The sequence below is a fragment of the Blastococcus sp. SYSU DS0541 genome, assembly GCF_054050875.1.
The window spans coordinates 184,710-209,265 of sequence record NZ_JBJHAD010000006.1; the positions used below are offsets into that span (position 1 = coordinate 184,710).

The 24,556-nt window shown below is 74.4% G+C and carries 22 protein-coding genes; 14 read left to right on the forward strand and 8 right to left on the reverse strand.

Going from position 1 to position 24,556, the window contains the following annotated elements; all coding sequences use genetic code 11:
- Nucleotides 1-30 precede the first annotated feature (30 nt).
- Together ACI794_RS09280 and ACI794_RS09285 are read left to right on the forward strand one after the other, a co-directional pair.
- Nucleotides 31-2,094, forward strand: a complete 2,064-nt coding sequence (locus ACI794_RS09280; RefSeq protein WP_456616227.1) for a sensor histidine kinase — start codon at nt 31-33, stop codon at nt 2,092-2,094.
- On the forward strand, nt 2,091-2,747 hold the full coding sequence (locus tag ACI794_RS09285; protein ID WP_456580548.1) for a response regulator: 657 nt from the start codon (nt 2,091-2,093) through the stop codon (nt 2,745-2,747). The genes ACI794_RS09280 and ACI794_RS09285 overlap by 4 nt, the downstream gene beginning before the upstream one ends.
- Nucleotides 2,748-2,835: 88 nt before the next feature.
- Here ACI794_RS09285 and ACI794_RS09290 read toward each other — a convergent pair whose 3' ends face one another.
- From ACI794_RS09290 to ACI794_RS09300, 3 genes are all read right to left on the reverse strand, one after another.
- Nucleotides 2,836-5,364 (reverse strand): HAD-IC family P-type ATPase, encoded by a 2,529-nt coding sequence (locus tag ACI794_RS09290; protein ID WP_456616228.1) that lies wholly within the window; start codon nt 5,362-5,364, stop codon nt 2,836-2,838.
- A 119-nt stretch (nt 5,365-5,483) separates the two neighbouring features.
- The gene (locus ACI794_RS09295) at nt 5,484-5,687 is read right to left on the reverse strand and encodes a zinc-ribbon domain-containing protein (RefSeq protein ID WP_456616229.1); all 204 of its coding nucleotides are present in this window, start codon (nt 5,685-5,687) and stop codon (nt 5,484-5,486) included.
- Between the two features lie 176 nt (nt 5,688-5,863).
- Nucleotides 5,864-6,850 (reverse strand): YihY/virulence factor BrkB family protein, encoded by a 987-nt coding sequence (locus ACI794_RS09300; protein ID WP_456602438.1) that lies wholly within the window; start codon nt 6,848-6,850, stop codon nt 5,864-5,866.
- A 160-nt stretch (nt 6,851-7,010) separates the two neighbouring features.
- Between ACI794_RS09300 and ACI794_RS09305 the strand changes: the two genes are divergently transcribed.
- The 5 genes from ACI794_RS09305 (at nt 7,011) to ACI794_RS09325 (ending at nt 13,444) form a co-directional block, all read left to right on the forward strand.
- Nucleotides 7,011-8,450: a sodium/glutamate symporter gene (locus tag ACI794_RS09305; protein WP_456602437.1), complete on the forward strand. Its 1,440-nt coding sequence runs from the start codon at nt 7,011-7,013 to the stop codon at nt 8,448-8,450.
- 77 nt (nt 8,451-8,527) lie between these two features.
- Nucleotides 8,528-8,788: a hypothetical protein gene (locus ACI794_RS09310; RefSeq protein ID WP_456602436.1), complete on the forward strand. Its 261-nt coding sequence runs from the start codon at nt 8,528-8,530 to the stop codon at nt 8,786-8,788.
- Nucleotides 8,789-9,113: 325 nt separating this feature from the next.
- Complete coding sequence (locus ACI794_RS09315) at nt 9,114-11,240, forward strand: DEAD/DEAH box helicase (protein WP_456616230.1); 2,127 nt, start codon at nt 9,114-9,116, stop codon at nt 11,238-11,240.
- On the forward strand, nt 11,237-12,451 hold the full coding sequence (locus tag ACI794_RS09320; RefSeq protein WP_456602434.1) for a 3-deoxy-7-phosphoheptulonate synthase: 1,215 nt from the start codon (nt 11,237-11,239) through the stop codon (nt 12,449-12,451). The genes ACI794_RS09315 and ACI794_RS09320 overlap by 4 nt, the downstream gene beginning before the upstream one ends.
- Nucleotides 12,452-12,523: 72 nt before the next feature.
- Nucleotides 12,524-13,444, forward strand: coding sequence for a diacylglycerol/lipid kinase family protein (locus ACI794_RS09325; RefSeq protein WP_456602433.1), 921 nt, complete (start codon nt 12,524-12,526; stop codon nt 13,442-13,444).
- Between the two features lie 4 nt (nt 13,445-13,448).
- Here ACI794_RS09325 and ACI794_RS09330 read toward each other — a convergent pair whose 3' ends face one another.
- Nucleotides 13,449-14,255 (reverse strand): crotonase/enoyl-CoA hydratase family protein, encoded by an 807-nt coding sequence (locus tag ACI794_RS09330; protein ID WP_456602432.1) that lies wholly within the window; start codon nt 14,253-14,255, stop codon nt 13,449-13,451.
- Between the two features lie 71 nt (nt 14,256-14,326).
- Between ACI794_RS09330 and ACI794_RS09335 the strand changes: the two genes are divergently transcribed.
- A complete protein-coding gene (locus ACI794_RS09335; protein ID WP_456602431.1) occupies nt 14,327-14,731 on the forward strand; it encodes a DoxX family protein in 405 nt (134 codons plus the stop codon).
- A gap of 10 nt (nt 14,732-14,741) precedes the next feature.
- Here ACI794_RS09335 and ACI794_RS09340 read toward each other — a convergent pair whose 3' ends face one another.
- A complete protein-coding gene (locus tag ACI794_RS09340) occupies nt 14,742-16,652 on the reverse strand; it encodes an FAD-binding monooxygenase (RefSeq protein WP_456616231.1) in 1,911 nt (636 codons plus the stop codon).
- Nucleotides 16,653-16,727: 75 nt separating this feature from the next.
- On the opposite strand from ACI794_RS09340, the gene ACI794_RS09345 reads away from it, so the two are divergent.
- The 4 genes from ACI794_RS09345 (at nt 16,728) to ACI794_RS09360 (ending at nt 20,253) form a co-directional block, all read left to right on the forward strand.
- Entirely contained in the window at nt 16,728-17,477 is a 750-nt protein-coding gene (locus ACI794_RS09345; RefSeq protein ID WP_456602429.1) for an IclR family transcriptional regulator, read from the forward strand.
- Between the two features lie 93 nt (nt 17,478-17,570).
- Nucleotides 17,571-18,275, forward strand: coding sequence for a 3-oxoacyl-ACP reductase FabG (gene fabG, locus ACI794_RS09350; RefSeq protein ID WP_456602428.1), 705 nt, complete (start codon nt 17,571-17,573; stop codon nt 18,273-18,275).
- Nucleotides 18,275-19,048 carry an enoyl-ACP reductase FabI gene (gene fabI, locus ACI794_RS09355; protein WP_456602427.1) on the forward strand — a complete coding sequence of 258 codons (774 nt, stop codon included), beginning with the start codon at nt 18,275-18,277 and terminating at the stop codon, nt 19,046-19,048. Before fabG ends, fabI begins: the two co-directional genes overlap by 1 nt.
- Nucleotides 19,049-19,086: 38 nt before the next feature.
- Nucleotides 19,087-20,253 (forward strand): ferrochelatase, encoded by a 1,167-nt coding sequence (locus ACI794_RS09360; protein WP_456616232.1) that lies wholly within the window; start codon nt 19,087-19,089, stop codon nt 20,251-20,253.
- Nucleotides 20,254-20,337: 84 nt separating this feature from the next.
- Here ACI794_RS09360 and ACI794_RS09365 read toward each other — a convergent pair whose 3' ends face one another.
- The gene (locus ACI794_RS09365; protein ID WP_456602425.1) at nt 20,338-21,069 is read right to left on the reverse strand and encodes a hypothetical protein; all 732 of its coding nucleotides are present in this window, start codon (nt 21,067-21,069) and stop codon (nt 20,338-20,340) included.
- 73 nt (nt 21,070-21,142) lie between these two features.
- On the opposite strand from ACI794_RS09365, the gene ACI794_RS09370 reads away from it, so the two are divergent.
- Both ACI794_RS09370 and ACI794_RS09375 read left to right on the forward strand, forming a co-directional pair.
- Complete coding sequence (locus ACI794_RS09370; protein ID WP_456602424.1) at nt 21,143-21,577, forward strand: NfeD family protein; 435 nt, start codon at nt 21,143-21,145, stop codon at nt 21,575-21,577.
- A 78-nt stretch (nt 21,578-21,655) separates the two neighbouring features.
- A complete protein-coding gene (locus ACI794_RS09375) occupies nt 21,656-22,894 on the forward strand; it encodes an SPFH domain-containing protein (protein WP_456582934.1) in 1,239 nt (412 codons plus the stop codon).
- A 163-nt stretch (nt 22,895-23,057) separates the two neighbouring features.
- Here the strand turns inward: ACI794_RS09375 and ACI794_RS09380 are convergent, their stop codons facing one another.
- On the reverse strand, nt 23,058-24,026 hold the full coding sequence (locus tag ACI794_RS09380) for an RNA polymerase sigma factor SigF (RefSeq protein ID WP_456616233.1): 969 nt from the start codon (nt 24,024-24,026) through the stop codon (nt 23,058-23,060).
- Entirely contained in the window at nt 24,023-24,514 is a 492-nt protein-coding gene (locus ACI794_RS09385; RefSeq protein WP_456581135.1) for an ATP-binding protein, read from the reverse strand. Before ACI794_RS09385 ends, ACI794_RS09380 begins: the two co-directional genes overlap by 4 nt.
- Between the last annotated feature and the right edge of the window lie 42 nt (nt 24,515-24,556).

Below are 24,556 nucleotides of genomic sequence, written 5' to 3' on the forward strand. Positions count from 1 at the left end.
CGGGACGCCCTCTGCTGAGAACATCCCGGCATGCACCCGCGCTCCGCGTCCGGTGATCGCCGCCGGCACCCGTGGCACCGTCTGGCCACCGCCGGCGGTGCGGCGTGCGTCGCGCTGGCGGCGGCCACCCTGGTGCTGCAGCTGCTGCCGGCTGACGGGCCGGACTACCCAGCCGGGGGTGCGCTGCGCGGGGTCCTGGCTGGGATCGCCTACGGCGCCCTCGGCGCCGTCGTCGCGGCCCGCCTGCCGCGCACGCCGGTCGGCTGGCTGATGGTCGTCGTGGGCCTGAGCAACGCCGTGTCGTCGTTCAGCGGCTCGCTGGCGCACCTGCTGCTCACCGGCACCCCCGGGGACCAGGTGGGCGCGCTGCTGTACTGGGTCGCCGGCTTCACCTGGGTGCCGGGCTACACGCTGGTGCCCTCGGTGCTCCTGCTCTTCTTGCCCACCGGATCCCTGCCGTCACCGCGCTGGCGATGGGTGGCGGGCGTGTCGGTCCTCGCCACGGTCACAGCCACCGTGGCGTGGGCGGTGACGCCCTACGACCAGCGCGACATCCCACCCCCCGTGTTCTACGGCGAGCTCGACCACCCGGTGGCCGTCGACGGCGCCTGGACCGTCGTGAGCGCCACCCTGCCCGTCGTGGTGCTCGCCGCGCTGCTCGGGATCGCCTCGCTCGTGCTGCGCCTGCGCCGGGCGTCGGGGCAGGAGCGCGACCACGTGGTCCTCGTGGCCGCCGGCGCCGTGGCGACGCTGGCGCTGCTGGTGGCGGGCTGGTTCCTGCCGGTCGCCTCGGCCGCCTTCGTCGCGGCGGCCATGGTGCCGCTCCCGGCCGCCATCACCTACGCCATGGTCCGCCGCCGGCTGTGGGACCTCGACGTCGTGGTCAACCGGGCGCTGGTCTACGGAGCGCTCTCCGTGCTGACGCTGGCCGCGTACGGCGGCCTCCTGGCAGTGCTCACCGGGCTGGCGCAGCGGGTGACGGAGGACTGGGACCTCCTCCTGTTCGTGCTCGCCGCGATGGTGGTGCAGCCGCTCAAGGACCGCGTGCAGCGGACCGTGAACCGGCTGCTGTACGGCCAGGCCGACGAGCCGCACGCGGGCGTGTCCCGGCTGGCGGAACGGCTGGCGTCCGCCAGTTCGCCGAGCGCCGTGCTCCCGACGGTGGTGGACGTGGTGGCGCGGACCCTGCGGCTCCCGTACGCCGAACTGCGCGTCGCCCACCACGGCGTGGTCGTGCACGGACGCCGCGACCCGCGGGCGGAGACGCTCACCGTGCCGCTCGTCTACTCCGGCCGCTCGGTGGGGGAGCTCGTGGTCGCCGTGCCACCCGGTGGCCTCGGTGAGCGCGGGCGCAGGTTGCTGGAGGAGCTGGCCCGCCACACCGCCGTGGCGGCGCACGCCACCGCGCTCCAGGCGGAGCTGCACCGCTCCCGCGAGCACATCGTGACCTCGCGCGAGGAGGAGCGCCGGCGGCTGCGCCAGGACCTGCACGACGACCTCGGCCCCGGCTTGGCCGCCACCGCCATGCAACTGGACGTCGCCGCCGACCTCGTGCACACCGACCCCGACCGCGCCGCCGCGGTTCTCGAGGCCGCTGCCGGATACCTGCGGGACAGCGTCTCCGGCGTCCGGCGCATCGTCGACGACCTGCGGCCGGCCGCGCTCGACGACCTCGGCCTGGTGTCGGCCGTGCAGGAGATGGCGGAACGCCTGCGCACCGCCGGGGTGGAGGTCACGGTGACGGGGGAAGGACCGCTGACCGGACTGTCGGCGGCGGCCGAGGTCGCCGCGTACCGGATCACCGCGGAGGCGCTGGCGAACGTGGCAAAGCATTCGGGGGCCCAGCACGTCGACGTGCACCTCGCGCACGAGGACGGGGTGATCACGGTGCGCGTAGCCGACGACGGGATCGGGCTGCCGCGGCAGGCGACGGCCGGGGTGGGGCTCACCTCGATGCACCAGCGGGCCACCGAGCTGGGCGGGACGTGCACCGTCACCGGTGGCAGCGGCGGCACGACGGTCGTCGCGACGCTGCCTGCGGACCACCACCCCACGGCTCCGGTCCCGGAACGGCTCGCGGAGGTCGCGACGTGACCGCGCAGCTCTCCGTCCTCGTGGCCGACGACCACCCGATGTTCCGCGCCGGCATCGCCGCGCTCGTCGACGCGCTGCCGTGGGCGCGCGTGGTGGGGCAGGCGGCCGACGGCGACGAAGCGATCGCGCTGGCCCTCACCGAGCGGCCCGACGTCGTCCTGATGGACCTGCACATGCCGGGCACCAACGGGCTCGAGGCGATCCGGACGCTGGCCAGCGAACTGCCCGCTGCGGCGTGCCTGGTGCTCACGATGGTCGAGAACGACGACACCGTCGCCGCGGCCCTCCGTGCGGGCGCGCGCGGCTACCTGCTGAAGGGGGCGAGCCGGCAGGAGATCACCCGGGCGCTCGAGGCGGTGGGGCACGGCGAGGTGATCCTCGGCGCGGCGGTCGGTCCAGCGGTGCTCACGCGGCTCATGACCCGTACCGAGCGGTTGACGCCGTTCCCGCAGCTGACCGAGCGGGAGCACGAGGTGCTCGACCTGGTCGCCCGCGGGTTGAGCAACGGGGAGATCGCCCGCCGCCTCTACCTGTCGGAGAAGACCGTGCGCAACGTCGTGTCGACGGTGTTGACGAAGCTGCCCGCGGAGTCCCGGCCCCAGGCGATCGCGATGGCTCGTGACGCCGGTCTCGGCGGTGCGGAACTCCCCTGAGAGGCGCGCGGCCCCTTCTTCCCCAGGGCTGGTCGGCCGCCGGAGCGCCTGCCCTGCCGGCCGGCACCTCCAAGTGGCGCGAGGCGGATCAGCGCGGGGCCACGCCGACGCGCGCCAGCCCGAGGGTGCGCTCCAGAACGCGGAACCGGTAGGCCGCGCTCAGGACGGCGAACCAGACCAGCAACGCCGGCAGCACGGTGAAGAACACCGGGTCCGCGGCGCCGGTGAGCCCGAAGTAGTCGCTGACGGCAGGGATGAACAGGCTGCCGGTGAAGACCGCGGCCAGCACGGCGACGAGCACGGCCGGGCGTCTGTCGCCGTCGGGCCGGGTCCACGCCGCGAACAACCGGCTCGGTGGCCGCAGGAACAGGATGAGCAGGAACGCGGCGAAGGAGACGAACGTGGAGAGGGCCGTCTGGGCGCCGATGGTCGCCGCCGCCTCGGCGAACCCGACGTCGTCCGACGAGAGCCCGGTGTAGCGCTCGAACGCGGCGAGCACCTCCTCGGGGGTGCCGGAGCGGCTCAGCCCTTCGAACAGGAACGTGTAGTGGTAGGCGTACAGCGCCACCCCGCCGGCGGCCGTGGTCACCGCCGCGGGGACGACGAACCGCCCCAGGTTCGCCAGCAGGTGCGGGTCGGGTGCGATCGGATGCGCCCACGCCGTCAGGAACAGCGTCGGCACCCCCACGGTGAGCAGGGTCAGCCCGACGTTGGCCGGTGAGTACGGGAAGCCCAGCCCCAGCATGGTGACGGCGAGGATCACCAGACCCTGGGTGCTGACCCGGGCCAGGAACACCTGCATCGAGGTGCCGATGCCGTTGATGATCCGGCGCCCCTCATGCTGTGCGGGCCGCAGCGCCGCGAGCGAGTCGTCGGTCAGCACGATGTCGGCGACGTCGCGCGCGACGGCGCTGCCGCTCTTCATCGCCACCCCGACGTGGGCCCGCTTGAGGGCGCGGGCGTCGTTGACGCCGTCCCCGATCATGGCGACGTAACGTCCCTGCCGGCGCAGCGACTCGACGAGCCGCTCCTTCTGCTCCGGGGCGATGCGGCCGAAGACCGCCGCCCGCCGGACGACCCGGTCCAGCTCGGGGTCGGACAGACCGTCGAGCTCGGCACCGGCCACCGGGACCCCGGCGTCCAGGCCGGCCTGCCGGGCCAAGGCCGCCACCGTGCGCGGGTCGTCGCCGGAGACGACCTTGAGGTCGATGCCGTCCCGCGCGAACCCCGCGATGGTCTCCGGCACGTCGGGGCGCAGCTCGTCGGCGAGGGAGACGACGGCGACCGGCTCGAGAGCGTGGAGCTGCGGTCGCCCGGCGGGGTCTCGGACAGGGGTGTCCGCGGCGGCGCGGGCGACGACGAGGACCCGGAGCCCCTGCGCGGTCAGGTCGCCCACGGTGTCGGTCAGCGAGGGACCGGAGAGGTGCGGACCCAGCCGGTCGGGCGCGCCCAGCACGTAGAGCCCCTCATCGGTGCGCAGCGCGCTCCACCGCAGGGCCGACGAGAAGGGGATCTCGTCGCGCACCGCCCACCTCTCGCCGGGCAGGGCGCCGGCCAGCGCCGTGGTGGTGAGGTTGGGCGCCGACGTGCTGCGGGCCATGGAGCCGACCAGCAGGCCGGCCGCCTCGGACGTCATCCCGCCGACCGGCTGCACCGCCGCGAGGCCGAGCCGACCGGTCGTCAACGTGCCGGTCTTGTCCGTGCAGACGACGTCGACGTTGCTGACCGACTCCACGGCGTTCACCTGCTGCACGAGGGCGCCGCGGCCGCTGCTCCTGGCCGCGCCCACGGTGTAGGCGACGGTCACGAGGAAGAACAAGCCGTAGGGGACCAGCCCCGAGAGCACCGCGGTGGTCTGCACGACCCGGACCAGGGAGAACCCTTCGAGCGCCGCCTGGAACAGGATCGTCACGCTCATCAGCGCGACGAGGAGCATCACCAGCCGGACGACGAAGTCGATGCGGTCCTGCAGGGGCGTCCGGTCGGTGCTGGACCGCCGTGCGTCCGCGGTCAGCCGGCTGGCGTAGCTGGCCGCGCCGACGTCCCGCGCCAGCTGGTACCCCTCGCCGCCGACGCAGAAGCTCCCCGACAGGAGGTCGTCACCCGGAACCTTGTGCAGCGGTTCGGACTCCCCGGTCAGCAGCGACTCGTCGACGTCGACCCGGCCGCCGTCGAGCACCGGCCCGTCGACGACGAGCTGGTCGCCGGGGCGCACGTGGACGGCGTCACCGCGGACGACGTCCTCCGGGGCCACCTCGACGTCCCGCCCGTCGCGCACGACGGTGACCCGGCTGCGGTCGAGCAGTTGCAGCCGGTCGAGCTTGCGCCGGGCGCGGATCTCCTGCACGGCGCTGATCGCGGCGTTGAGCAGGCCGAGGCCGACGCTGGTGAAGGCGTCGCTGTAGCGGCCCAGCGCGAGCAGCGCGGCGCCGATGACGAACAGGATGATGTTGAAGAAGGAGAAGACGTTCGTGCGGATGATCCGGGCGTAGCCGCGGGACGAGGCGCTCACGGCGACGTTGCCCTCGCCCCGCCGCCGTCGGGCCTCGGCCTCCCGCTGGGTCAGGCCCAGGGAGACGTCGTCGCCCAGCGCGGAGCCCGACTCCTGCACAGCCATGCGGCTCGACCTCCGTCATCCGGCCCGACCGGCCGCGCTCCTCCCGAGTCTGCCGGGCGCGGTCATGGGCCGCCTGCCCGAGGCCGGTCCCGAGCCGGGCCGGCGCCGCCGGCGCTCGCTCAGACCTCGACGGCGGTGCCGCAGACGCCGCACACCTCGAGCTCCCGGCGCTTCCACCGGGCGACGGGCACGAAGAACAGCGAGAACTGCCGGTACTGCCGGATGCGCGACCACTGCGTCGTGTTGTGGCAGTTCGGGCAGGTGCGGGTCGCGCCAGCGCCGAGGTGCTTGCGCTTGGTGCCGAACCCGAAGAGCAGGAACATCACGTCAGCCTAGGGAGCGGGCGGGTCACCCGCCTGAGGAGCTCCGCCCGTCCGCCGCGCGCTGCCGCCCGATCCGGTCCAGCGGCGACTTCCCGCGGGGCTCCGCCGGGGGAACGCCCTGCGGCCGCACGTCGTCGGGACGGCGGCCTCGGCGTCGAGCGACCCCGGCGGCGCTGTCACTCGCCGGGGTACGGCGGGGTGGAGTCGGCGACGACGGCGCCGCGGGCGCCCACGGGCCGCTCCGGCCCGACGGTCGAGTCGTGCACCGTCTGCCGCTCGGCCTCCGCGTTCACCGCGGCCCCGAAGAAGATCAGCAGGACCGTCGTCCACAGCCAGAACATGCTGATCGCCACGCCCGCGAGCGAGCCGTAGGTGGACTGGTAGCTGCCCAGCCCCTGGACGTAGGAGAAGAACCCGAAGGTCACCGCCAGCCAGACGACCGTCGCCAGGACCGATCCCGGCGTCAGCCACCGCAACCGGGCGCGCGCCCGGGCGGGGCCGAAGCGGTAGAGGACGGCGAGGGCGACCGCCATGAGCGCGGCCAGCGCCACCCAGGAACCCACTCGCACGGCGAGCCGCAGCTCACCCGGCGACCCGGCGAGCCCGGACCCTGCCATCCCCCCGACGGTGAAGAGGACGGCGAGGAGGACCGCACCCCCCAGCACGAAGACCAGGGCCAGCCCCACTCGGCGCGGGAAGCTCCGCGTCTCCGGTTCGTGGTAGGCCAGGCACAACCCGTCGATGAGGTAGGTCATCGCGGTCGTCGCCGTCCACAGCGCCACGACGAGGCCCGTGAGCCCGCGGAAGGTGAGCACCTGGGCCGAGGCCGCGGTGATCGTCGTCAGCTGGTCGGTGACGATCGACTCGAGCTCGGTGGGGAGCACGTTCGCCATCCCGGAGAGCTGCCGGCGCGCCGTCTCGGGCGTGTTCACGACGCCGTAGATCGACAGCGCCGTCACCAGCACCGGGGCGATCGACAGGACGGCGAAGAACGCGACCCCGGCGCTCTGCACCATCAGGCGGTCGCTGAGCACCTGGCGGCCGACCCGCCGGAGCACCCGCCACCACCCGGCGGGCGGGATCGTGTGCGGGGAGCGCGCGTCGTGCCCGTGCCCCCGGTCGCCCCCGCGGCGGGAAGAAGGTTCACCCCGGACGACGGCCATGGCACATCCCACATCCGGCAGCGCGCGGCCGCAACGGTTCCGCCTCCACGGGGGCCGCCGACCGGGTTGTGGCCGGAGGCCGGAGCCACCAGGGTGGGGCCCCTCCACCGGACCACCCGGCGCGACCGGTCCTCGCACCGACCGCACGGACGGAGGCACCGTGTCCCCTGACGTCATCGGACTCAGCCTGCTGGTGCTGGGGGTCCTGCTCCTGGTGGCCAAGCTCATCCGGATCCGGTCCCGGATCGCCCAGAAGCTCTTCCTCCCCAGCTCCATCATCGGCGGCTTCCTGGCCCTGCTCATCGGTCCCGAGGTGATCGGCGCGGTCGCCGAGGCGATCGGCGGCGAGGATGCCCCGCTGACCGGCGGCCTGTGGCCGGCGGAGTTCCTCGACGTCTGGGCGTCCCTTCCCGGCCTGCTCATCTCGGTGGTCTTCGCCACGCTCTTCCTCGGCGAGCGGATCCCCAAGGTGAAGGAGGCCGCCGAGCTCGCCGGGCCGCAACTGGCCCTCGGCGTCACCATGGCCTCCGGCCAGTACGTGATCGGGCTGCTGCTCGCCGTCCTGCTGCTCGTGCCCTTCCTCGGCCAGGACCCGATGGTCGGTGCGCTGATCGAGGTGGGGTTCGAGGGCGGACACGGGACGGCGGCGGGTCTGGGCACGACGTTCGCCGATCTCGGCTTCCCGGAGGGGCAGGACCTCGCCCTGGGCCTGGCCACGGTGGGCGTCGTCTCCGGCGTCGTCGTCGGCATCGCGCTGATCAACTGGGGGGTGCACACCGGCCGCGCCCAGGTGCTCGAGGACGACGCGAAGACCTCGCTGGCCGAGCAGCGCGGGCTCTACGAGAAGGAGGAGCAGAAGCCGGCGGCGATGCTCACGGTGCGCACCGCGTCGGTCGAGCCGCTGGCCATCCACTTCGCGGTCGTGGCCGTGGCGATCCTGCTCGGCCTGGCCCTGCTCGAGGGGCTGCAGGCCCTCGAGGCGGCGCTGTGGGCGGACACCGTGGAGCTCTTCGAGTTCGTGCCGCTGTTCCCGCTGGCGATGATCGGCGGGGTCGTGGTGCAGAAGGTGGTCGACCGGTTCGACCGCACCGGCATCGTCGACCGGCAGATGATGCTGCGCATCCAGGGCATCGCGCTGGACCTGCTCATCATCAGCGCCCTGGCCACGCTGTCCATCCAGGCGATCGCGGACAACTGGGTGACGTTCCTCCTCCTCGCGGTCGCCGGCCTCGCGTGGAACGTCGGTGTCTTCGTGTTCCTGGCGCGCCGGATGATCCCCCGCTTCTGGTTCGAGCGCGGTATCGGCGACCTGGGGCAGTCCCTCGGGGTCACGGCCACCGGGCTGATCCTGATCCGGGTCGCCGACCCCAACGCCGCCACCCCGGCCATGGAGGCGTTCGGCTACAAGCAGCTGGCCTTCGAGCCGTTCTTCGGCGGCGGGCTGGTCACCGCGGCGTCACTGCCCCTGATCGCGCAGTTCGGGCCGGTGCCGCTGCTGGTCGTCATGGCCGTCCTCCTAGCCGTGTCTCTGGGGGTCGGCATCCTCTGGTTCGGTCGGCGGACCCCGGCCGAGGAGGAGGCGCGGGCCCCGGACGGCTGATCCGGCACGTCCGCGGCCGCAAGGGTCCGGGCGCGCGAGGTCTTGCCCCCCGGGCGCCGACGGCGCAGCCTCAGGTCATGACGCAGGGCGGCACCACCATGGGCACCGTCGTCCGGTGGGACGGCGAGGAGCACGGCGCGGTGATCGAGGCACCCGACCTGCCCGGTGGCTGCTGGGCCGACGCAGCCGCGGTGGAGGGCAGCAGCACCGGTCCGGGGGAGCTGCGGGCGGGTCAGGTCGTCGAGGTGGAGTGGACCCGCCCCGGCGCCCACGACCTCCCGTTCCGCGCCCTGCGGGTGGTCCCGCGGCACGACCTGCAGGCCACCGTCGGGGGCTGACCCGAGGGGTAGGGGCGGCGACGTCCCGGACCCCGGCGCCACGCGGGGTCTACTGTGGGGGCCGTACCGGCCGCGGGCCAGCATCCCCTCGCCTGGCGAGGAAGCCCGCTGGTGCGACCGGTGCTCCCGTCATCGCCTGACGGCTGACGGTCCCACCGTGCCCCGGGGGCGTGCGGCGCGAGACGCCGATCTCCCACCGCCGCGGAGCGGGCCGGATCGCGGAGCCCTCCGCGGGACGCAGTCCCGCGACCTCCGCCGTCCGGCCGGAGGGGCCGAGTGCGCGTCCTGCCCGGCAACCCTGCCGGGCAGTGCAGAGGAGGAGTCTGTGGCTCGACCAGCACGGCGCTCGACGGGCGCCCGGCGCGGCGCCCCGCGCACCCAGCGGCGCGTCCGCGAGGGCGACGTCATCGCGGTGCTCGCCCGCGCCGTCCGCGACGTCGAGGCGGCGGTCAAGCGCGACCGCGTGACGCCCTCGGTGCGCGCGGAGTTCCAGGCCATCGCGCTGGTGCTGCGCGAGGAGCGCGCCCGCGTGCAGGCCGACCAGAGCACAGGTGAGGGCCGCCGGGGCGAGCAGCTCAAGCGGCTCGACGGCATCGCGACGATCCTGGCCACCACCGCCGTCCGCAACTCCGGCCTGCTGGCGCTGCTCTCCGACGACGCCGTCGCCTCCGAGGCCGCCCGGTCGCACCGGCGCGAGCTGCTCGCCGCCGCCGGCATCGAGGCGCCCGTGGAGGAGGCCCCGCAGCCGGTGGAGGCCGCTCCCGTGCTCGCGGCTCCCGAGCGCCAGGTCGTGCCGCAGTCGGTCATCTCGCGGCAGCTGGCGAACCCCTTCCTGGCCCCCGACTTCGACGCCGCGCGGGCGAGCGCCGTCCGACCGCGCCGGCTGGCCGGCTGGGAGCTGCTCGAGCCGCTGTTCAACTCCTTCGAGCGCGCCGGCGGCGGCGCCCCCGCGTGCATGCCCCTGCCCTTCCCGAGCTCCCAGTTCACCCCGGCGGGGCTGGAGCTCATGCCGCACCAGGGGCAGCTGGTCGCAGCCGCGGCGGGCGGTCACCGCACCTTCCTGCTCGCCGACGAGCCGGGCCTGGGCAAGACGGCCCAGTCGCTGCTCGCGGCCGAGGCGGCGCAGGCGTTCCCGCTGCTGGTCGTCGTCCCCAACGTCGTGAAGACCAACTGGGCGCGCGAGGCCGCCCGCTGGGTGCCGCAGCGCCGCGCCACCGTGATCCAGGGCAACGGCGAGAACGTCGACGGCTTCGCCGACATCGTGATCGTCAACTACGAGGTGCTGGACCGGCACGTGGGCTGGCTCGGCGACTTCGGGTTCGGCGGGATGGTGGTCGACGAGGCGCACTTCATCAAGAACAAGAGCTCCCAGCGCTCCCAGCACGTGCTCGAGCTCTCCCAGCGCCTGCGGCTGCGCAGCGCCCGGCCGCTGCTCATGGCGCTCACCGGCACGCCGCTGATCAACGACATCGACGACTTCCGGGCCATCTGGCAGTTCCTCGGCTGGATCGACGACGAGAAGCCGCTCGGCGAGCTCATGGAGTGCCTGGAGGGCACCGGCCTGACGCCGGCCGACCCGGGCTTCTACCCGGCGGCCCGCCAGTGCGTCATCGACCGGGGCATCGTCCGCCGGCGCAAGGTCGACGTCGCCGCCGACATCCCCGCCCGCCGCATCGCCGACCTCCCCGTCGAGCTCGACGACAAGGCCGGGCGCTCGATCCGCGCGGCCGAGCGGGAGCTCGCCCGCCGTCTCGTCAAGCGCTACGACAGCGCCCTGGCGGCGCGGGAGTCGGCCACCGAGGTCGTCGGCATCGACCACGCGCTCGTGCGCAAGGTCGCCGGCTGGGAGCTCAAGGACTCGACCTCGACGACCGGTGGTGACAACGTCTTCACGATGATGCGCCGGATCGGGCAGGCCAAGGCCGGGCTCGCCGCCGACTACGCGGCCCAGCTGGCCCGCAGCGCCGGAAAGGTCGTGTTCTTCGCCAAGCACATCGACGTCATGGACGTGGCCGAGGAGACCTTCGACGGCATGGGACTGCGCTACTCCTCGATCCGCGGGGACCAGACGCCCTCGGTGCGGCAGCGGAACATCGACGCCTTCGTCAACGACCCGGACGTCGCCGTCGCGGTCTGCTCGCTGACCTCCGCCGGGGTCGGGATCAACCTGCAGGTCGCCTCCAACCTCGTCCTCGCCGAGCTCTCCTGGACCGACGCCGAGCAGACGCAGGCGATCGACCGCAGCCACCGGATCGGGCAGACGGAGCCGGTGACCGCGTGGCGGATCATCGCCGCGCAGACCCTCGACGCCCGCATCGCCGAGCTCATCGACAGCAAGGCCGGCCTCGCCGCCCGGGCGCTGGACGGCTCGGACGAGGAGATGCAGGGCTCGGCCGACGTCCAGCTCGAGGCGCTCGTCGCGCTGCTCACCGCCGCACTGGAGGACCGATGACCGCCGAACCGCTCCTGACCGAGGCGACGCGCGTCGCCGAGCTCCTGCTCGAGGTGCAGACCCGCGTCAACCGGCGGATCGACGGCGAGCTCGCGGAGCTGCTGCCCGTCGTGCAGCGGCAACTCGGCGTCGCGCCCGGCGGTGCGGCCGACCTCTCCGACCTGGTCAACACCCGGATCACCGGCTCCAGCGTCGTCGTCACCCCGGCCGCGGTCGCCGCCGTCGTGCCGGTGCCGGCGGACTCCGCCGTGACCACGCGCGCCGCGCGGCGTGCGGTGACCGGGATCCTCACCGGCGCCGACGAGCGCCTCGCGGTCATCGCCGGGCCCTGCTCGATCCACGACCCGGAGGCCGCGCTCGACTACGCCGCCTTCGTCGCCCGGATGCGCGAGCGGCACGGCGCGGACCTCGAGATCCTCATGCGCACCTACACCGAGAAGCCGCGCACCGAGGTCGACTGGAAGGGCTTCGCCTACGACCCGTTCCTCGACGCGTCGAGCCGGATCAGCGTGGGGCTGGTCGCCACCCGGATGCTGATGTGCCGCATCACCGCGGCAGGGGTGCCGGTCGCCGCGGAGCCGCTGAACGCGCTGACCCCGCAGTACGTCAACGGGCTGGTCACCTACAACGGGGTCGGCGCGCGGAACGTCACCGACCAGACCGCCCGGGAGCGGGTCTCGGGGTTCTCCTCGGTCGTCGGCTTCAAGAACTCGCCCGAGGGCAGCGTCGAGTCCGCGATCCAGGCGGTGATGACCGCGCGGGCGCCGCACCAGTTCCTCGGGGTCGACGCCCACGGCGTCTCCGCGCAGCTGTCGACGACGGGCAACCACACCGGTCACGTCATCCTGCGCGGCGCCAAGGACGGCCCGAACTACTCGGCCGCCCACATCGCCGACACCCGGCGCCGGCTGGCCGCACGCGGGCTGCCGGAGGTGATCGTCGTCGACGCCTCGCACGGCAACAGCCAGAAGAACCACCTCCGGCAGATCGACGTCGTCCGCGACCTCGCCGGGCAGATCGCCGGCGGGGAGCAGGCCATCCGGGGCGTGATGGTGGAGAGCAACCTGGTCGCCGGACGGCAGGACCTCGACCAGGCGCGGCCCGGCGACCTGGAGTACGGCAAGAGCGTCACCGACGCCTGCGTCGACCTCCCGACGACCGAGGAGCTCCTCGCCGAGCTCGCCGCGGCGGCGCGCGCCCGGCGCGGCTGAGCACCCTCGCCCGTGGGGCGGTGCGGTGCGGCCAGTACGGTCGGCCGTCCGTCCGACCAGGCAGGAGGCCCGATGTCCGGTGACCCGGAGATGCTGCTCGTGGTGAACCGGGCGGCGGGCACCGCCCAGGACGACCGGGTGGAGGCCGCGGTCGCCGGGCTGCGGAAAGGTGGCGACGTCTCCGTCGCCGCCACCGCCGACGCCGCTGACCTCGACGAGGCGCTGGCCGCCCACCCCGGCTCCCGTGTCGTGGTGCTGGGCGGTGACGGCTCGGTGCACGCGGTGGTCGCCGCCCTCGACCGGGCCGGGCGGCTCTCGGCCGACGAGCCGGTCGGCATCATCGCGTGCGGCACGGGCAACGACCTGGCCCGCACCCTCGGGCTGCCGCTGGACCCGGCCGACGGCGCCGCGGCCGTGCTGGCCGGCGTGCCGCGCCCGCTGGACCTGCTGCGCGACGACGCCGGGGCCGTCGTGGTCAACGCCGTCCACGCCGGGGTGGGTGCGGAGGCAGCCGCGGAGGCGCACCGGCTGAAGCAGCGGCTGGGTGCGGTGGCCTACCCGGTGGGCGCGGCGATCGCGGGGCTGGGGGACACCGGCTGGCCGCTGCGGGTGGAGGTCGACGGGCGCGTCGCCGTCCACGAGGCCGAGGCGTGGGCCGCCGACGGCGAGCAGCCCGTGCTCATGGTCGGGGTGTGCAACGGCGCGACGATCGGCGGCGGCACAGCGCTCGCCCCGGACGCGCGGCCCGACGACGGCCTGGCCGACGTGGTGGTCTGCGCGGCGACCGGACCGGTCGCCCGCGCGGCCTACGCGGCGGCGCTCACCGCGGGCCGGCACCTCGACCGGCCCGACGTGCTGCTGCTGCGCGGCCGCGAGGTGCGGATCTCCGGCGGGCCGGTGCCCGTCGACGCCGACGGTGAGCTCGGCGAGCTGCGGCAGACCGGTGGCTGGCGGCTCGCGCACCACGCCTGGTCGGTGCTGGTGCCCCGGTAGCGGCTCAGGCGCGGCGCTCCAGCCGGCGGCGGACGACGGCGGCCTGCTCCGGCGAGCCGATCAGCGCGCCGATCTCCGCCTGCTCGGCGGCCAGCCCCTCGGCGAGCGGCACCCGGCCGGCGAGGTCGACCAGCCGCTTCACCGCCCGCGTCGCGCTGCGGCTGTGCCCGGCGATCTCGGCCGCCAGCTCCAGCGCGGCGGCGAGCGGGTCGGCGGCCTCGCGGGTGGCCAGCCCCAGCCGCACCGCCTCGGTGCCCGACACCTTCCGCCCGGTCAACGCGAGCTCCTTGGCGACGTCGCGGCCGACCAGCTCGGGCAGCAGCTGGGTGCCGCACATGTCGGGCACGATGCCCCACAGGATCTCCATCAGCGACAGCTGCGCGTCCGGCGCGACCAGCCGGATGTCGGCACCGAGCGCGATCTGCAGGCCACCGCCGAAGGCCACGCCGTGCACCGCCGCGATCACCGGCGCGGGCACCAGCGACCAGACGTGCACCACCTGCTGGGCCAGCGCGCCGGCCGCGCCCAGCGGCTCCGGGGCGGTCGCCTCGCGCTCTCGGGTCCGCTCCTGCCCGCGTTCGGCCATGTCCGCAAAGGAGCCGAAGTCCAGGCCGGCGCAGAAGGCCCGGCCGGCCCCGGTGAGCACCACCGCGCCGACGTCCTCCCGGGCCATCAGCTCCTTCCCGGTGGCCAGTATCGCGGCGAACATCGCCTGGTCCAGCGCGTTGAGCTTCTCCGGTCGGTCCAGCCGGACGGTCGCCACGCCGTCGGTCACCGTGAGCGCCACCCGGCGCGAGACGTCGTCAGCCACCTCCGCTGTCTACGGGCGGCCCGTCCCGCCTGTCAACGCCGGGTGCCGGCGCGCGGGGCTACCGTCCGTGCATGCCCGCCGCCGCCGCCCGCACCGCTGCCCGCCTGCTGCTCGGCGCGGTCATGGTCGGTGCCGGCGTGCTGCACCTGACCACGCAGCGGGAGGAGTTCCGGGCCCAGGTACCGGCCTGGTTCCCCGTCGACGAGGAGTTGACCGTCCTGGCCTCGGGCGTCGTCGAGATCGCGCTGGGGGCCTCGTTCATCGCGCTCCCGCGGAAGCGGCGGCTCGTCGGCGGGCTGCTGGCGGCGTTCTTCGTGGTGATCTTCCCCGGCAACGTCGCGCAGTACGTCGAGGGCACCGACGCCTTCGGCCTGGACACCGACCGCAAGCGGTTGGTCCGGCTGTTCTTCCAGCCGCTGCTCGTGCTGTGGGCGCTGTACGGCGGCGGCTGGGTGCGGCGCCGCCGGCACGACTGACGCCCGCCCGTCACCGCGCGTCGAGCAGCACCCCGGACAGGAGGCGGCTCAGCTCCTCGTGCGCGTCCAGCGGCAGCACCGCCGACACGTGCTGGTCGGGCCGGACCAGGACCATGCACCCCCGCTCGCGGTCGACGCCGCGCAGGTCGAAGACGTCGTCGCTCTTCGGGTCGGGGGCGAACGCCTTCTCGTGGTCGACCAGCCCGAACCGGCCCTTGCGCGGCAGCAGCGCGGGAGGGAGCGACTCGACGGCCAGGTCCCGGTGCCCCTGCTGGAAGACGCCGCGGATGTCGATCACCGAGTCGGGGGCGGCGCCCGCAGGGGTGTACCGGGCCACCGGCGATCCCGCCGACCGGAGGTGCTCCAGCAGCACGCGGGCGCGCGAGGCGGGGGAGGTCGGCTCCGCGGCATCGGCGAAGACGTACAGCCGCCAGGCACCGTCCGCGCGCGCGACGTGCCCCAGCTGCACGGGCTTGGCGTCGGCGACCCGCACCACGGGGGCGGAGTGGAACCGCATCCCCACCGGGTAGCCCTCGGCCAGCGCCTGGTGCTCGCCCTCCCCGGTGATCAACGACGGCGCGTACCGCGTGGCGACACCGGCGGTGAACCGGCCCTGCCGCACGAAGTAGCGCTGGAACTCCTCGGGGTCCACGCCCTCGTCGCTGCCGCCCTCCTCCCTCGGCGGCGCGCTGAACATGCGGGCGAACTCGCGGTCGAAGTCGATGAGCTCCTGGGCGACCGCCTGCCGCTCCTCGGAGTAGGTGCGCAGCAGCTCGGGCCGGGCGGTGCCCCGCAGCACCGCGGCCAGCTTCCACCCGAGGTTCCAGGCGTCGGCCATCGAGACGTTCATGCCCTGGCCGGCCTTGGCGCTGTGCGTGTGGCAGGCGTCGCCGGCGATGAAGACCCGCGGCAGCCGGGTGGACTCCTCCTCGGCGGGGACGTCGTCGAACCGGTCGCAGAGCCGCTGGCCGATGTCGTAGACCGACCACCAGCCGACGTCCTTCACGTCGATCGAGTACGGGTGCAGGATCCGGTTGGCGACGGCGGCCAGCTTCTCGGGCGTGACGGTGCGCCGGTCGTGCAGGTCCCGGTCGGCGACGGCGTCGAGCTCGATGTAGAGCCGGACGAGGTAGCCGCCCTCGCGCGGGATGACCAGCAGGTTGCCCTGGTTGGCCGAGTGGACGGCGGCCTTCAGCCGGATGTCGGGGAAGTCGGTGACCGCCAGGACGTCCATGACGCCCCACGACGAGTTCATCGGATCGCCGACGAGCTCCCGGCCGATCGCCGTCCGGACGCTGCTGCGCGCGCCGTCGCAGCCGACGACGTACCGCGCGCGGATCGTCGACGTCTCGCCGGTCTCCCGGCCGCCGGTCACGTGCCGCAGGGTGACCGTCGCGCCGTCGGCGTCGACCTGCACGTCACTGGCGTGCAACCCGTAGAACGGCTGCAGCCGGCCCGCCGACCGTGCCATGTGCTCGCGCAGCCAGGCCAGCATCCGCGCCTGGTTCACGATCACGTGCGGGAACTCCGACAGGCCGTCCTCGACGTCCTGGACCCGGCCGGTGCGCGTGATGCGGGTGCGGTCGGCCGGGTCGGGGCGCCAGAAGGCGACCTCGTTGACCCAGTAGGCCTCCGCGACCAGCCGGTCGGCGAGGCCGAAGGCCTCGAACATCTCGACGGTGCGGCAGGCGACGCCGTCGGCCTGGCCGACCTGCAGCGGCCCGTCCCGCCGGTCGACGACGACGGTGCGGATCTCGGGGAAGGCGGCCAGTTGCGCGGCGAGCACGAGACCGGCCGGGCCGCAGCCGACGATGACGACGTCCGCCTCGTCGGGCAGCCCCTCCGGCCGGGTCGCGACCGACGGGTGCGGCTCCTCGACCAGCGGATCGCCGGGCCGGTAACCATCCAGGTAGAACTGCACTGCTCGACCCCCTCGTCGTGGTGCGCCGCACCGACCGTGCCCGACGTTCCGCAGAGGGGGATAGCGTTTTCTGCTGTGAGGAACAGGCCGGCGTACGCCATCGGCTCGGTGGACTCCGCCCTGCTGCTGGCCACGCTGCTCCAGCAGGAAGGTGCGCTCCGGGTGACCGACGTCGCGGCGCGCCTGGGCGTCTCGGTGTCCACGGCGCACCGGCTGCTGGGGATGCTCGTCTACCGCGACTTCGCCGAGCAGTTGCCCGACCGCCGGTACGCGCCCGGGCCGGTCCTGCGCCCCGACGGGGTGCCGCAGGCGCCGGTCGCCGCCTTGCGGGAGGCCGCCCTGCCGCACCTGAGGCGGCTGGTCGACGCGGTGGGGGAGACCGCCAACGTCGTGCTGCTGGCCGGGGCCGACGTGCGGTTCGTCGCGACGGTGGAGAGCCGCCAGGTGCTGCGCGTGGGCGACCGCACCGGCCGCATGCTGCCCGCCCACCTCGCCTCCGGCGGCAAGGCCGTGCTGGCCACGATGGACGCCGCCCGGCGTGCTGCCGTCCTCGGGCCGCTGGACCCCGACGTGGCCGCACGGCTGGACCGCGAACTGCGCACCGTGGGGCGCCGGGGCTACGCCGTCAACGACCAGGCCACCGAGGCAGGGCTGACGGCGGTCGGGGTCGCCGTCCCGGCGGCGGGTGGCTTCGAGGGGGCGGCGCTCTCCCTCGCCGCGCCCTCGGCGCGGTACTCGGCGGACCTGCTGCCCGGTTGGGTCGCCCACCTCGCGGACGCCGCGGCCGCGGTCGCCCGGGACCTCGCCGGCCGCCCGGTCGCGTGAGGCGGTGATCACGTACCCGCCGGTATCCGGTGGGACCGGCGGGCAGGCACTAGGTTCGGGGGCGACCGGGTCGTCGGCACAGGGGAGTGGGACGTGGGCAGGTCGGTGCTCGTGACCGGCGGGAACCGGGGGATCGGGCTCGCCATCGCCCGCGCCTTCGCCGAGCAGGGGGATTCCGTCGCCGTCACCCACCGCGGGAGCGGCGCACCCGACGGGCTGTTCGGCGTGCGCTGCGATGTCACCAGCAGCGAGGACGTCGACCGCGCGTTCGGCGAGGTCGAGGAGCACCAGGGGCCGGTCGAGGTGCTGGTGAGCAACGCCGGCATCACCCGCGACGGCCTGCTCATGCGGATGAAGGAAGCGGACTTCACCGACGTCGTCGACGCCAACCTGACCGCCGCGTACCGGGTCTCCAAGCGCGCGGCCGCCAAGATGGTGCGCGCCCGTTCGGGGCGGATGGTCTTCGTCTCCTCGGTCGTCGGGCTGCTCGGCTCGGCCGGCCAGACCAACTACGCGGCGAGCAAGGCCGGGCTCGTCGGCCTGGCCCGATCGATCGCCCGCGAGCTCGGCAGCCGCGGCATCACGGCCAACGTCGTCGCGCCCGGCTTCGTCACCACCGACATGACCGCGGAGCTGCCGGAGGCCCGGCAGAAGGAGATCCTCGGGCAGGTGCCGCTGGGCCGGTACGCCGACGCCGACGAGATCGCCGGCGTCGTGCGGTTCCTGGCCTCGGACGCGGCGGCCTACATCACCGGGGCGGTCGTCCCGGTCGACGGCGGACTGGGAATGGGGCACTGATGAGCGGCATCCTCGAGGGCAAGAAGATCCTGATCACCGGGGTCCTCACCGAGGCGTCGATCGCCTTCGCCACCGCCCGGATCGCGCAGGAGCAGGGCGCCACCGTCGTGCTCTCCAACTTCGGGCGGGCGCTCTCGCTGTGCCAGCGGATCGCCAAGCGGCTGCCGCAGGAGGCCGCCGTCGTCGAGCTCGACGTCACGGACGACGAGCACCTGTCGACGCTGGCCGACCGGCTGCGCGAGCAGGGCTTCGAGACCCTGGACGGCGTGGTGCACTCCATCGGCTTCGCGCCGCAGGAGGCGATGGGGGAGGGCTTCCCGGAGGTCGCCTGGGAGCACGCCGCCACCGCGTTCCAGGTCTCGTCCTGGTCCTACGCCTCGCTCACCCAGGCCTGCCGGCCGCTGCTGGCCAACCCGTCGTCGGTCGTCGGGCTGACCTTCGACGCCTCCGTCGCCTGGCCGGTGTACGGCTGGATGGGCGCGGCCAAGGCGGCGCTGGAGTCGGTCAGCCGCTACGTGGCCCGCGAGCTCGGCCCCGAGGGCGTGCGGTCCAACATCGTCGCCGCCGGGCCGCTGCGCAGCATGGCCATGAAGTCGATCCCGGGCAGCAAGCAGTTCGAGGAGGCGTGGGAGGGGCGCGCGCCGCTGGGCTGGTCGGTCACCGACACGGAGCCCGCTGGCAAGGCGGTCGTCGCCCTGCTCTCCGACTGGTTCCCTGCCACCACGGGCGAGATCGTCCACGTCGACGGGGGCTTCCACGCCGTCGGCGTGTGAGTGCATCCGCCGACGCCCCGCAAGAGGAAAGAACCCACGTGCCCCGCGCCAACGTCGACATCACCCCTGCCGGTCAGCGTCCCGACGAGGACCCCTCGCTGGCCGTCCGCAACAACGGCGGCGTCCCGCCGTCGGCGGAGCCCGCCCCGCCCGGGCGGCGGGAGGCGCTGCTCCTGCTCTCCTTCGGCGGCCCCGAGGGCCACGACGACGTCATGCCGTTCCTGGAGAACGTCACCCGTGGGCGCGGCATCCCGCGCGAGCGGTTGGCGGAGGTCGCCGAGCACTACCACCACTTCGGCGGCGTCAGCCCGATCAACGACCAGAACAAGGCCCTGCTCGCGGCGCTGGAGGCCGAGCTCCGGGCGGCCGGGATCGACCTGCCGCTCTACTGGGGCAACCGCAACTGGGCGCCGTACGTCGAGGACGTCTGGCAGCAGATGACCGACGACGGCATCCAGCACGCCTACGTGCTCGCCACCTCGGCCTACGCCTCCTTCTCCGGGTGCCGGCAGTACCACGAGGACATCGCCCGCGCCCGGGCCGCGCTCACCGGGGACGCCGCGGCACCGGGTGGGCCGACCGCGGAGAAGCTGCCGCACTACTTCGACGCCGACGGCTTCGTGCGCGCCAACGCCGACGCCCTCACCGCGGCGCTGGCGGAGCTGCCCGAGGAGGTGCGCAACTCCGCGCGCCTGGTGGCGACCGCGCACAGCATCCCCGACTCGATGGCCGCCGTCGCCGGGCCGGAGGGGCACGCCTACGAGGCCGAGCTCCAGGCCGCCGCCCAGCAGGTCGTGGACCTCGCCGCTCCCGGCCGCCCGTTCGACCTGGTGTGGCAGAGCCGCAGCGGCCCGCCGTCGGTGCCGTGGCTGGAGCCCGACGTCAACGACCACCTGACCGCCCTGGCGCAGGCCGGGGAGAAGGCCGTCGTCCTCTTCCCGGTCGGCTTCGTCAGCGACCACCTCGAGGTGATCTGGGACCTCGACAACGAGGCCGAGGAGACCGCCGAGGAGCTCGGCCTCGCCTTCGCCCGGGCCGCCACCGCCGGCACCCACCCGGCGTTCGTGACGGCGCTGCGGGAGCTGCTCGAGGAGCGCCGGGCAGGCGGGGAGCCCCGCCTGGGCACCAACTGCCCGGCCTCCTGTTGCTACGTCCAACGTCGGCCTACCGGCCTCCACGGCGGCCAGGAGCCGTCCCCGGCCTGATCGGAGCCGCTGCTTCGTGCCTGCGCGGGACCCTCCGGGCCCCACTCGGCGCGGGTCGCCCGGCGGCGACGGATCCCGCCGCCGTCACCTCGGGATGTCGTTGTAGGCGGCGGTGATCGCCCCGCGCACCGCGTCGGCCAGCGGGCGCAGGGCGGAGTCCCGGGCGGCGATCTGCGCCTGGTTGACCGCCGCACCCGGCGCGTCGGTGGTGGCCAGATCGAGCACCGCGGCCAGCCGCTGCGCCCGCCCGAGCACCGACAGCGCCAGCGGGTCGTGGTCGAACGGCAGGCCGGGGGCCGGCTTCGGCCGCGCCAGGTCGGCCAGCAGCGCGGGGACCTCGGGGTGCCACCGCGCGAGGTCCAGCCCGGCCAGCGTCCGGGCGGCGTCGCCGACGGCGAGGTCCAGCGCGCCGGACACCGACCGGAGCGTGCCCTCGACCGGCGGCGGGGGCAGGGCGCCGGTCAGCGGGAACGCCGTCCAGGTGACCACCTCGGGGCCCGACCGCGGCACCAGGGCCACCCGCTCGCCGACCGCGGCCTGGCCGGCCTCCAGGGCCGCCGGTGCGAGCCCGGGTACCGCCGGCAACCCCCGGACGTCGCCCGGCACCGGCAGCACCAGCCGCAGCCGCCGCTCGCCCAGCCCGCGCAGCGCCGTGAGGGCCGCGCCGAGCGGGACGGCCGCGGGCTCGCCCGGCAGGCCGGTGACGAGGTGGGCGTGCTCGCCGGTCAGCGCCTCCAGCGTCTCGTCGTAGGAGCTGCGCCCGGAGAGCCAGGCGGTGGCCCAGACCGCGAGCCGGCCGGCGGGGACGTCGTGCACCGGTCGAGGTTACGACGCGGCGGCCGCTCCGCAGGCGGGCGTCCCGGGCGCCCGGCTCTGCCAGACTCGGGCCATGGCGTGGTTGCTGTGGTTGATCGGAGCCGGGGCGCTGGCGGTCGGGGAGATGTTCACCCTCGACCTGGTGCTGCTCATGCTGGCCGGTGGGGCCGTCGGCGGGATGGCGGTCGCGCTGCTGGGTGGGGCGCTGTGGTTGCAGCTGGCGACCTTCATCATCGTCTCGGGTGTCCTGCTGGTGGCGGTGCGGCCGATCGCGAAGAAGCAGCTCACCGACCGCACGCCGCTGCAGCTCGACGGCGTGGACACGCTGATCGGCCGGACGGCGGTCGTGAGCGCGGACGTCGACGCCTCGGGCGGCCGGATCCGGCTGGGCGCCGACGAGTGGAGCGCCCGCAGCCAGCACAGCGCGGAGTCCTTCACCGTCGGCGAGACCGTGCGCATCCTGCAGGTCGACGGCGCGACGGCCGTCGTCGGGGACGCGCTGGAGTGAACGCCGTCCCCAGGGTGCTGACCCGGCCGGACCCGGCAGGGCAGGATCGACGGTGACCCCCGACGAAGGGAGCCAGCCGTGGATGCGGCGCTCATCGCACTGATCGTCGTCGCCGTGCTCGTGATCATCGTGATTGCGAAGAGCGTGACGATCGTCCCCCAGGCCCAGGCCAAGGTCGTCGAGCGACTGGGTCGGTACAGCCGCACCCTCTCGCCCGGCCTCTCGGTCCTGGTGCCGTTCGTCGACCGCGTGCGCGCGACGATCGACCTGCGCGAGCAGGTCATCTCCTTCCCGCCCCAGCCGGTGATCACGGCCGACAACCTGCAGGTCGGCATCGACACCGTCGTCTACTTCCAGGTGACCGACCCCCGGCTGGCCGTGTACGGCATCGCCAACTACATCACCGGCATGGAGCAGCTGACGACGACGACGCTGCGGAACGTGGTCGGTGGCCTGAACCTCGAGGGGGCGCTCACCGGGCGCGACGGGATCAACAGCCAGTTGCGCTCGGTGCTCGACGGCACGACCGGGCCCTGGGGTCTGCGGGTGGCGCGCGTGGAGATCAAGGCCATCGACCCGCCGCCCTCCATCCAGGACTCGATGGAGAAGCAGATGCGCGCCGACCGCGACAAGCGCGCCATCATCCTGACCGCCGAGGGTGCGCGGCAGTCGGCCATCACCACGGCCGAGGGCGAGAAGGCCGCGGCGATCCTCTCCGCCGAGGGCAAGAAGCAGGCCGCGATCCTCGAGGCGGAGGCCGAGCGGCAGAGCCGCATCCTGCGCGCCGAGGGTGAGCGCGCGGCGCTTTACCTGCAGGCGCAGGGTCAGGCGAAGTCGATCGAGACGGTCTTCCAGGCCATCCACGACGGCAAGCCCGACCAGGGTCTGCTGGCCTACCAGTACCTGCAGACGCTGCCGCAGATCGCGCAGGGCGACGCCAACAAGATGTGGATCGTCCCCAGCGAGTTCAGCAAGGCGCTGGACGGGCTGGCGAACCTCGGCGGCGCCGGGGAGGGGAAGTCCTGGATGGACGTGCCCCCCGCCCGCGACGGTGACGGCGGCAGCGGCCCGAAGGACGGCGGGCTGGACACCAGCACCTGGTTCGAGTCGCAGCTGCCGCGGGCGGCCGACCAGCCCGAGGCGAAGATCGAGCTCTCGAGCATCACCGACACCGCACCCGCGGTGCCGACGCCGCCGCCCCTGTCGCAGGTCGCCCAGGACGTGCGGGACAGCGGCCCGGCCGCCGATCCGCGCAACCGGGCCGGCAGCGACGACCCGGACGCGCCGGACGGCCCGCCGCAGCTGCCTGCGCAGTAGCGACCGCCGGACGCCGATGGCCCAGAACTCGTGGAGTTCTGGGCCATCGGCGTCCACGGCCTTCTCCAGGGGCCCGCCCTGAGCCTGGCGACGTGCTGGTAGGGCCTCCCTGCAGGGGCCCGCGCCTGAGCGTGCGAGGTGCGGGGGGCAGGGAGGCCCTTCCTCAGTCCTTGAGCAGGCCCTCGCGGAGCTTGGCCAGGGTCTGGCTGAGCAGGCGGGAGACGTGCATCTGCGAGATGCCGATGTCGGCGGCGATCTGCGACTGGGTCATGTTGCCGAAGAACCGCAGGATGAGGATGCGGCGCTCGCGGGCCGGGATGGTGGCCAGCAGCGGCTGGAGCGACTCGCGGTACTCCACGCCCTCCAGCGCGGCGTCCTCCTCGCCCAGCGTCGCCGCCAGGGTGGGGGAGTCGTCCTCGCCCGAGAGCCGCTCGTCCAGCGAGCTGCTGCGGTAGGCGTTGGCCACGGCCAGGCCCTCCAGCACCTCCGCGCGCGGGATGCCGAGGTGCTCGGCCAGCTCCGACGGCGTGGGCGCACGGCCGTTCTTCTGCGCCAGCTCGCCCACCGCGGCGTTGAGCGACAGGTGCAGCTCCTGCAGCCGGCGCGGCACCCGCACCGACCAGCCCTGGTCGCGGAAGTGCCGCTTGATCTCCCCGGTGATCGTCGGGACGGCGAAGGAGAGGAACTCCACGCCCCGCGTCGGGTCGAACCGGTCGATGGCCGCGATCAACCCCAAGGTGCCGACCTGCAGCAGGTCGTCGAAGGGCTCACCGCGGTTGCTGAACCGGCGCGCGAAGTGGCGCACCAGGGGGAGGTGCTCCTCGACCAGGATCTCCCGCAGCCGCTCCCGGCGGGGGTCGGCCTTCTCCAGCGTGGCGAGCTCCGCGAACAGCGGTGCCGTCCGCTCGGCCCGGCGCCGGTTCTCCGACAGCGGGGGCGCGTCCGGCTCCACCTCGGCCACCGGCTCGGCGTCGGCCACCGGCGCGGCGTCGGCCACCGGCGCGGCCGAGGTGCCCCGAGTGGGCTGCTCCGGGATGGCGACCGGCTCGTCCGCCGGGGGGTCGACCGGCGTGCCGTCGGTGGCGTCCAGCGGTTCCTCCTCGACGGAGTCGGCGGCGGCCGACCGGCTCACCGGGCCACCGAGACGTTGTCGTCGCTGCCCACGCCGGCCGGGCGCTGGCCCGGCAGGTACTTGGCGAGCGAGATGACGGCGACCGGGACGTCGTCACCGTTGCCGCCGGGCATCTCGCGCTCGGTGGACCGGCGGCCCTCCACGGAGTCGACCAGGGCAGCCAGCACCGCCCAGCCGAACCCGTCGGTGGGCACCTCGGTGCCGTCGGAGGTGGGCACCCAGGCGCTGATGTGCAGGCCGGCCCGGGTGGTCTCGAAGACGACCGTGAGCGGCGCATCGCCCTCCACGATCGTCGACAGGGTGGCGCAGGCCTCGTCGACCGCGAGGCGCAGATCCTCCACCGCGTCGAGGTCGTAGTCCATGCGCATCGCCAGGTCACCGGCCATGGCCCGGACCGCGGGCAGCTGGGTCGGGGTGGTGGGCACCCGCAGCTCCAGCCGTTCCGCGCGCCGTCCGTCCTGCGCGAGGGGGGCCCTCGAGTCGACCATCCGTCGTCCGCTCCTTCGTTCCCGGCGCGCTCGACCCTCGAG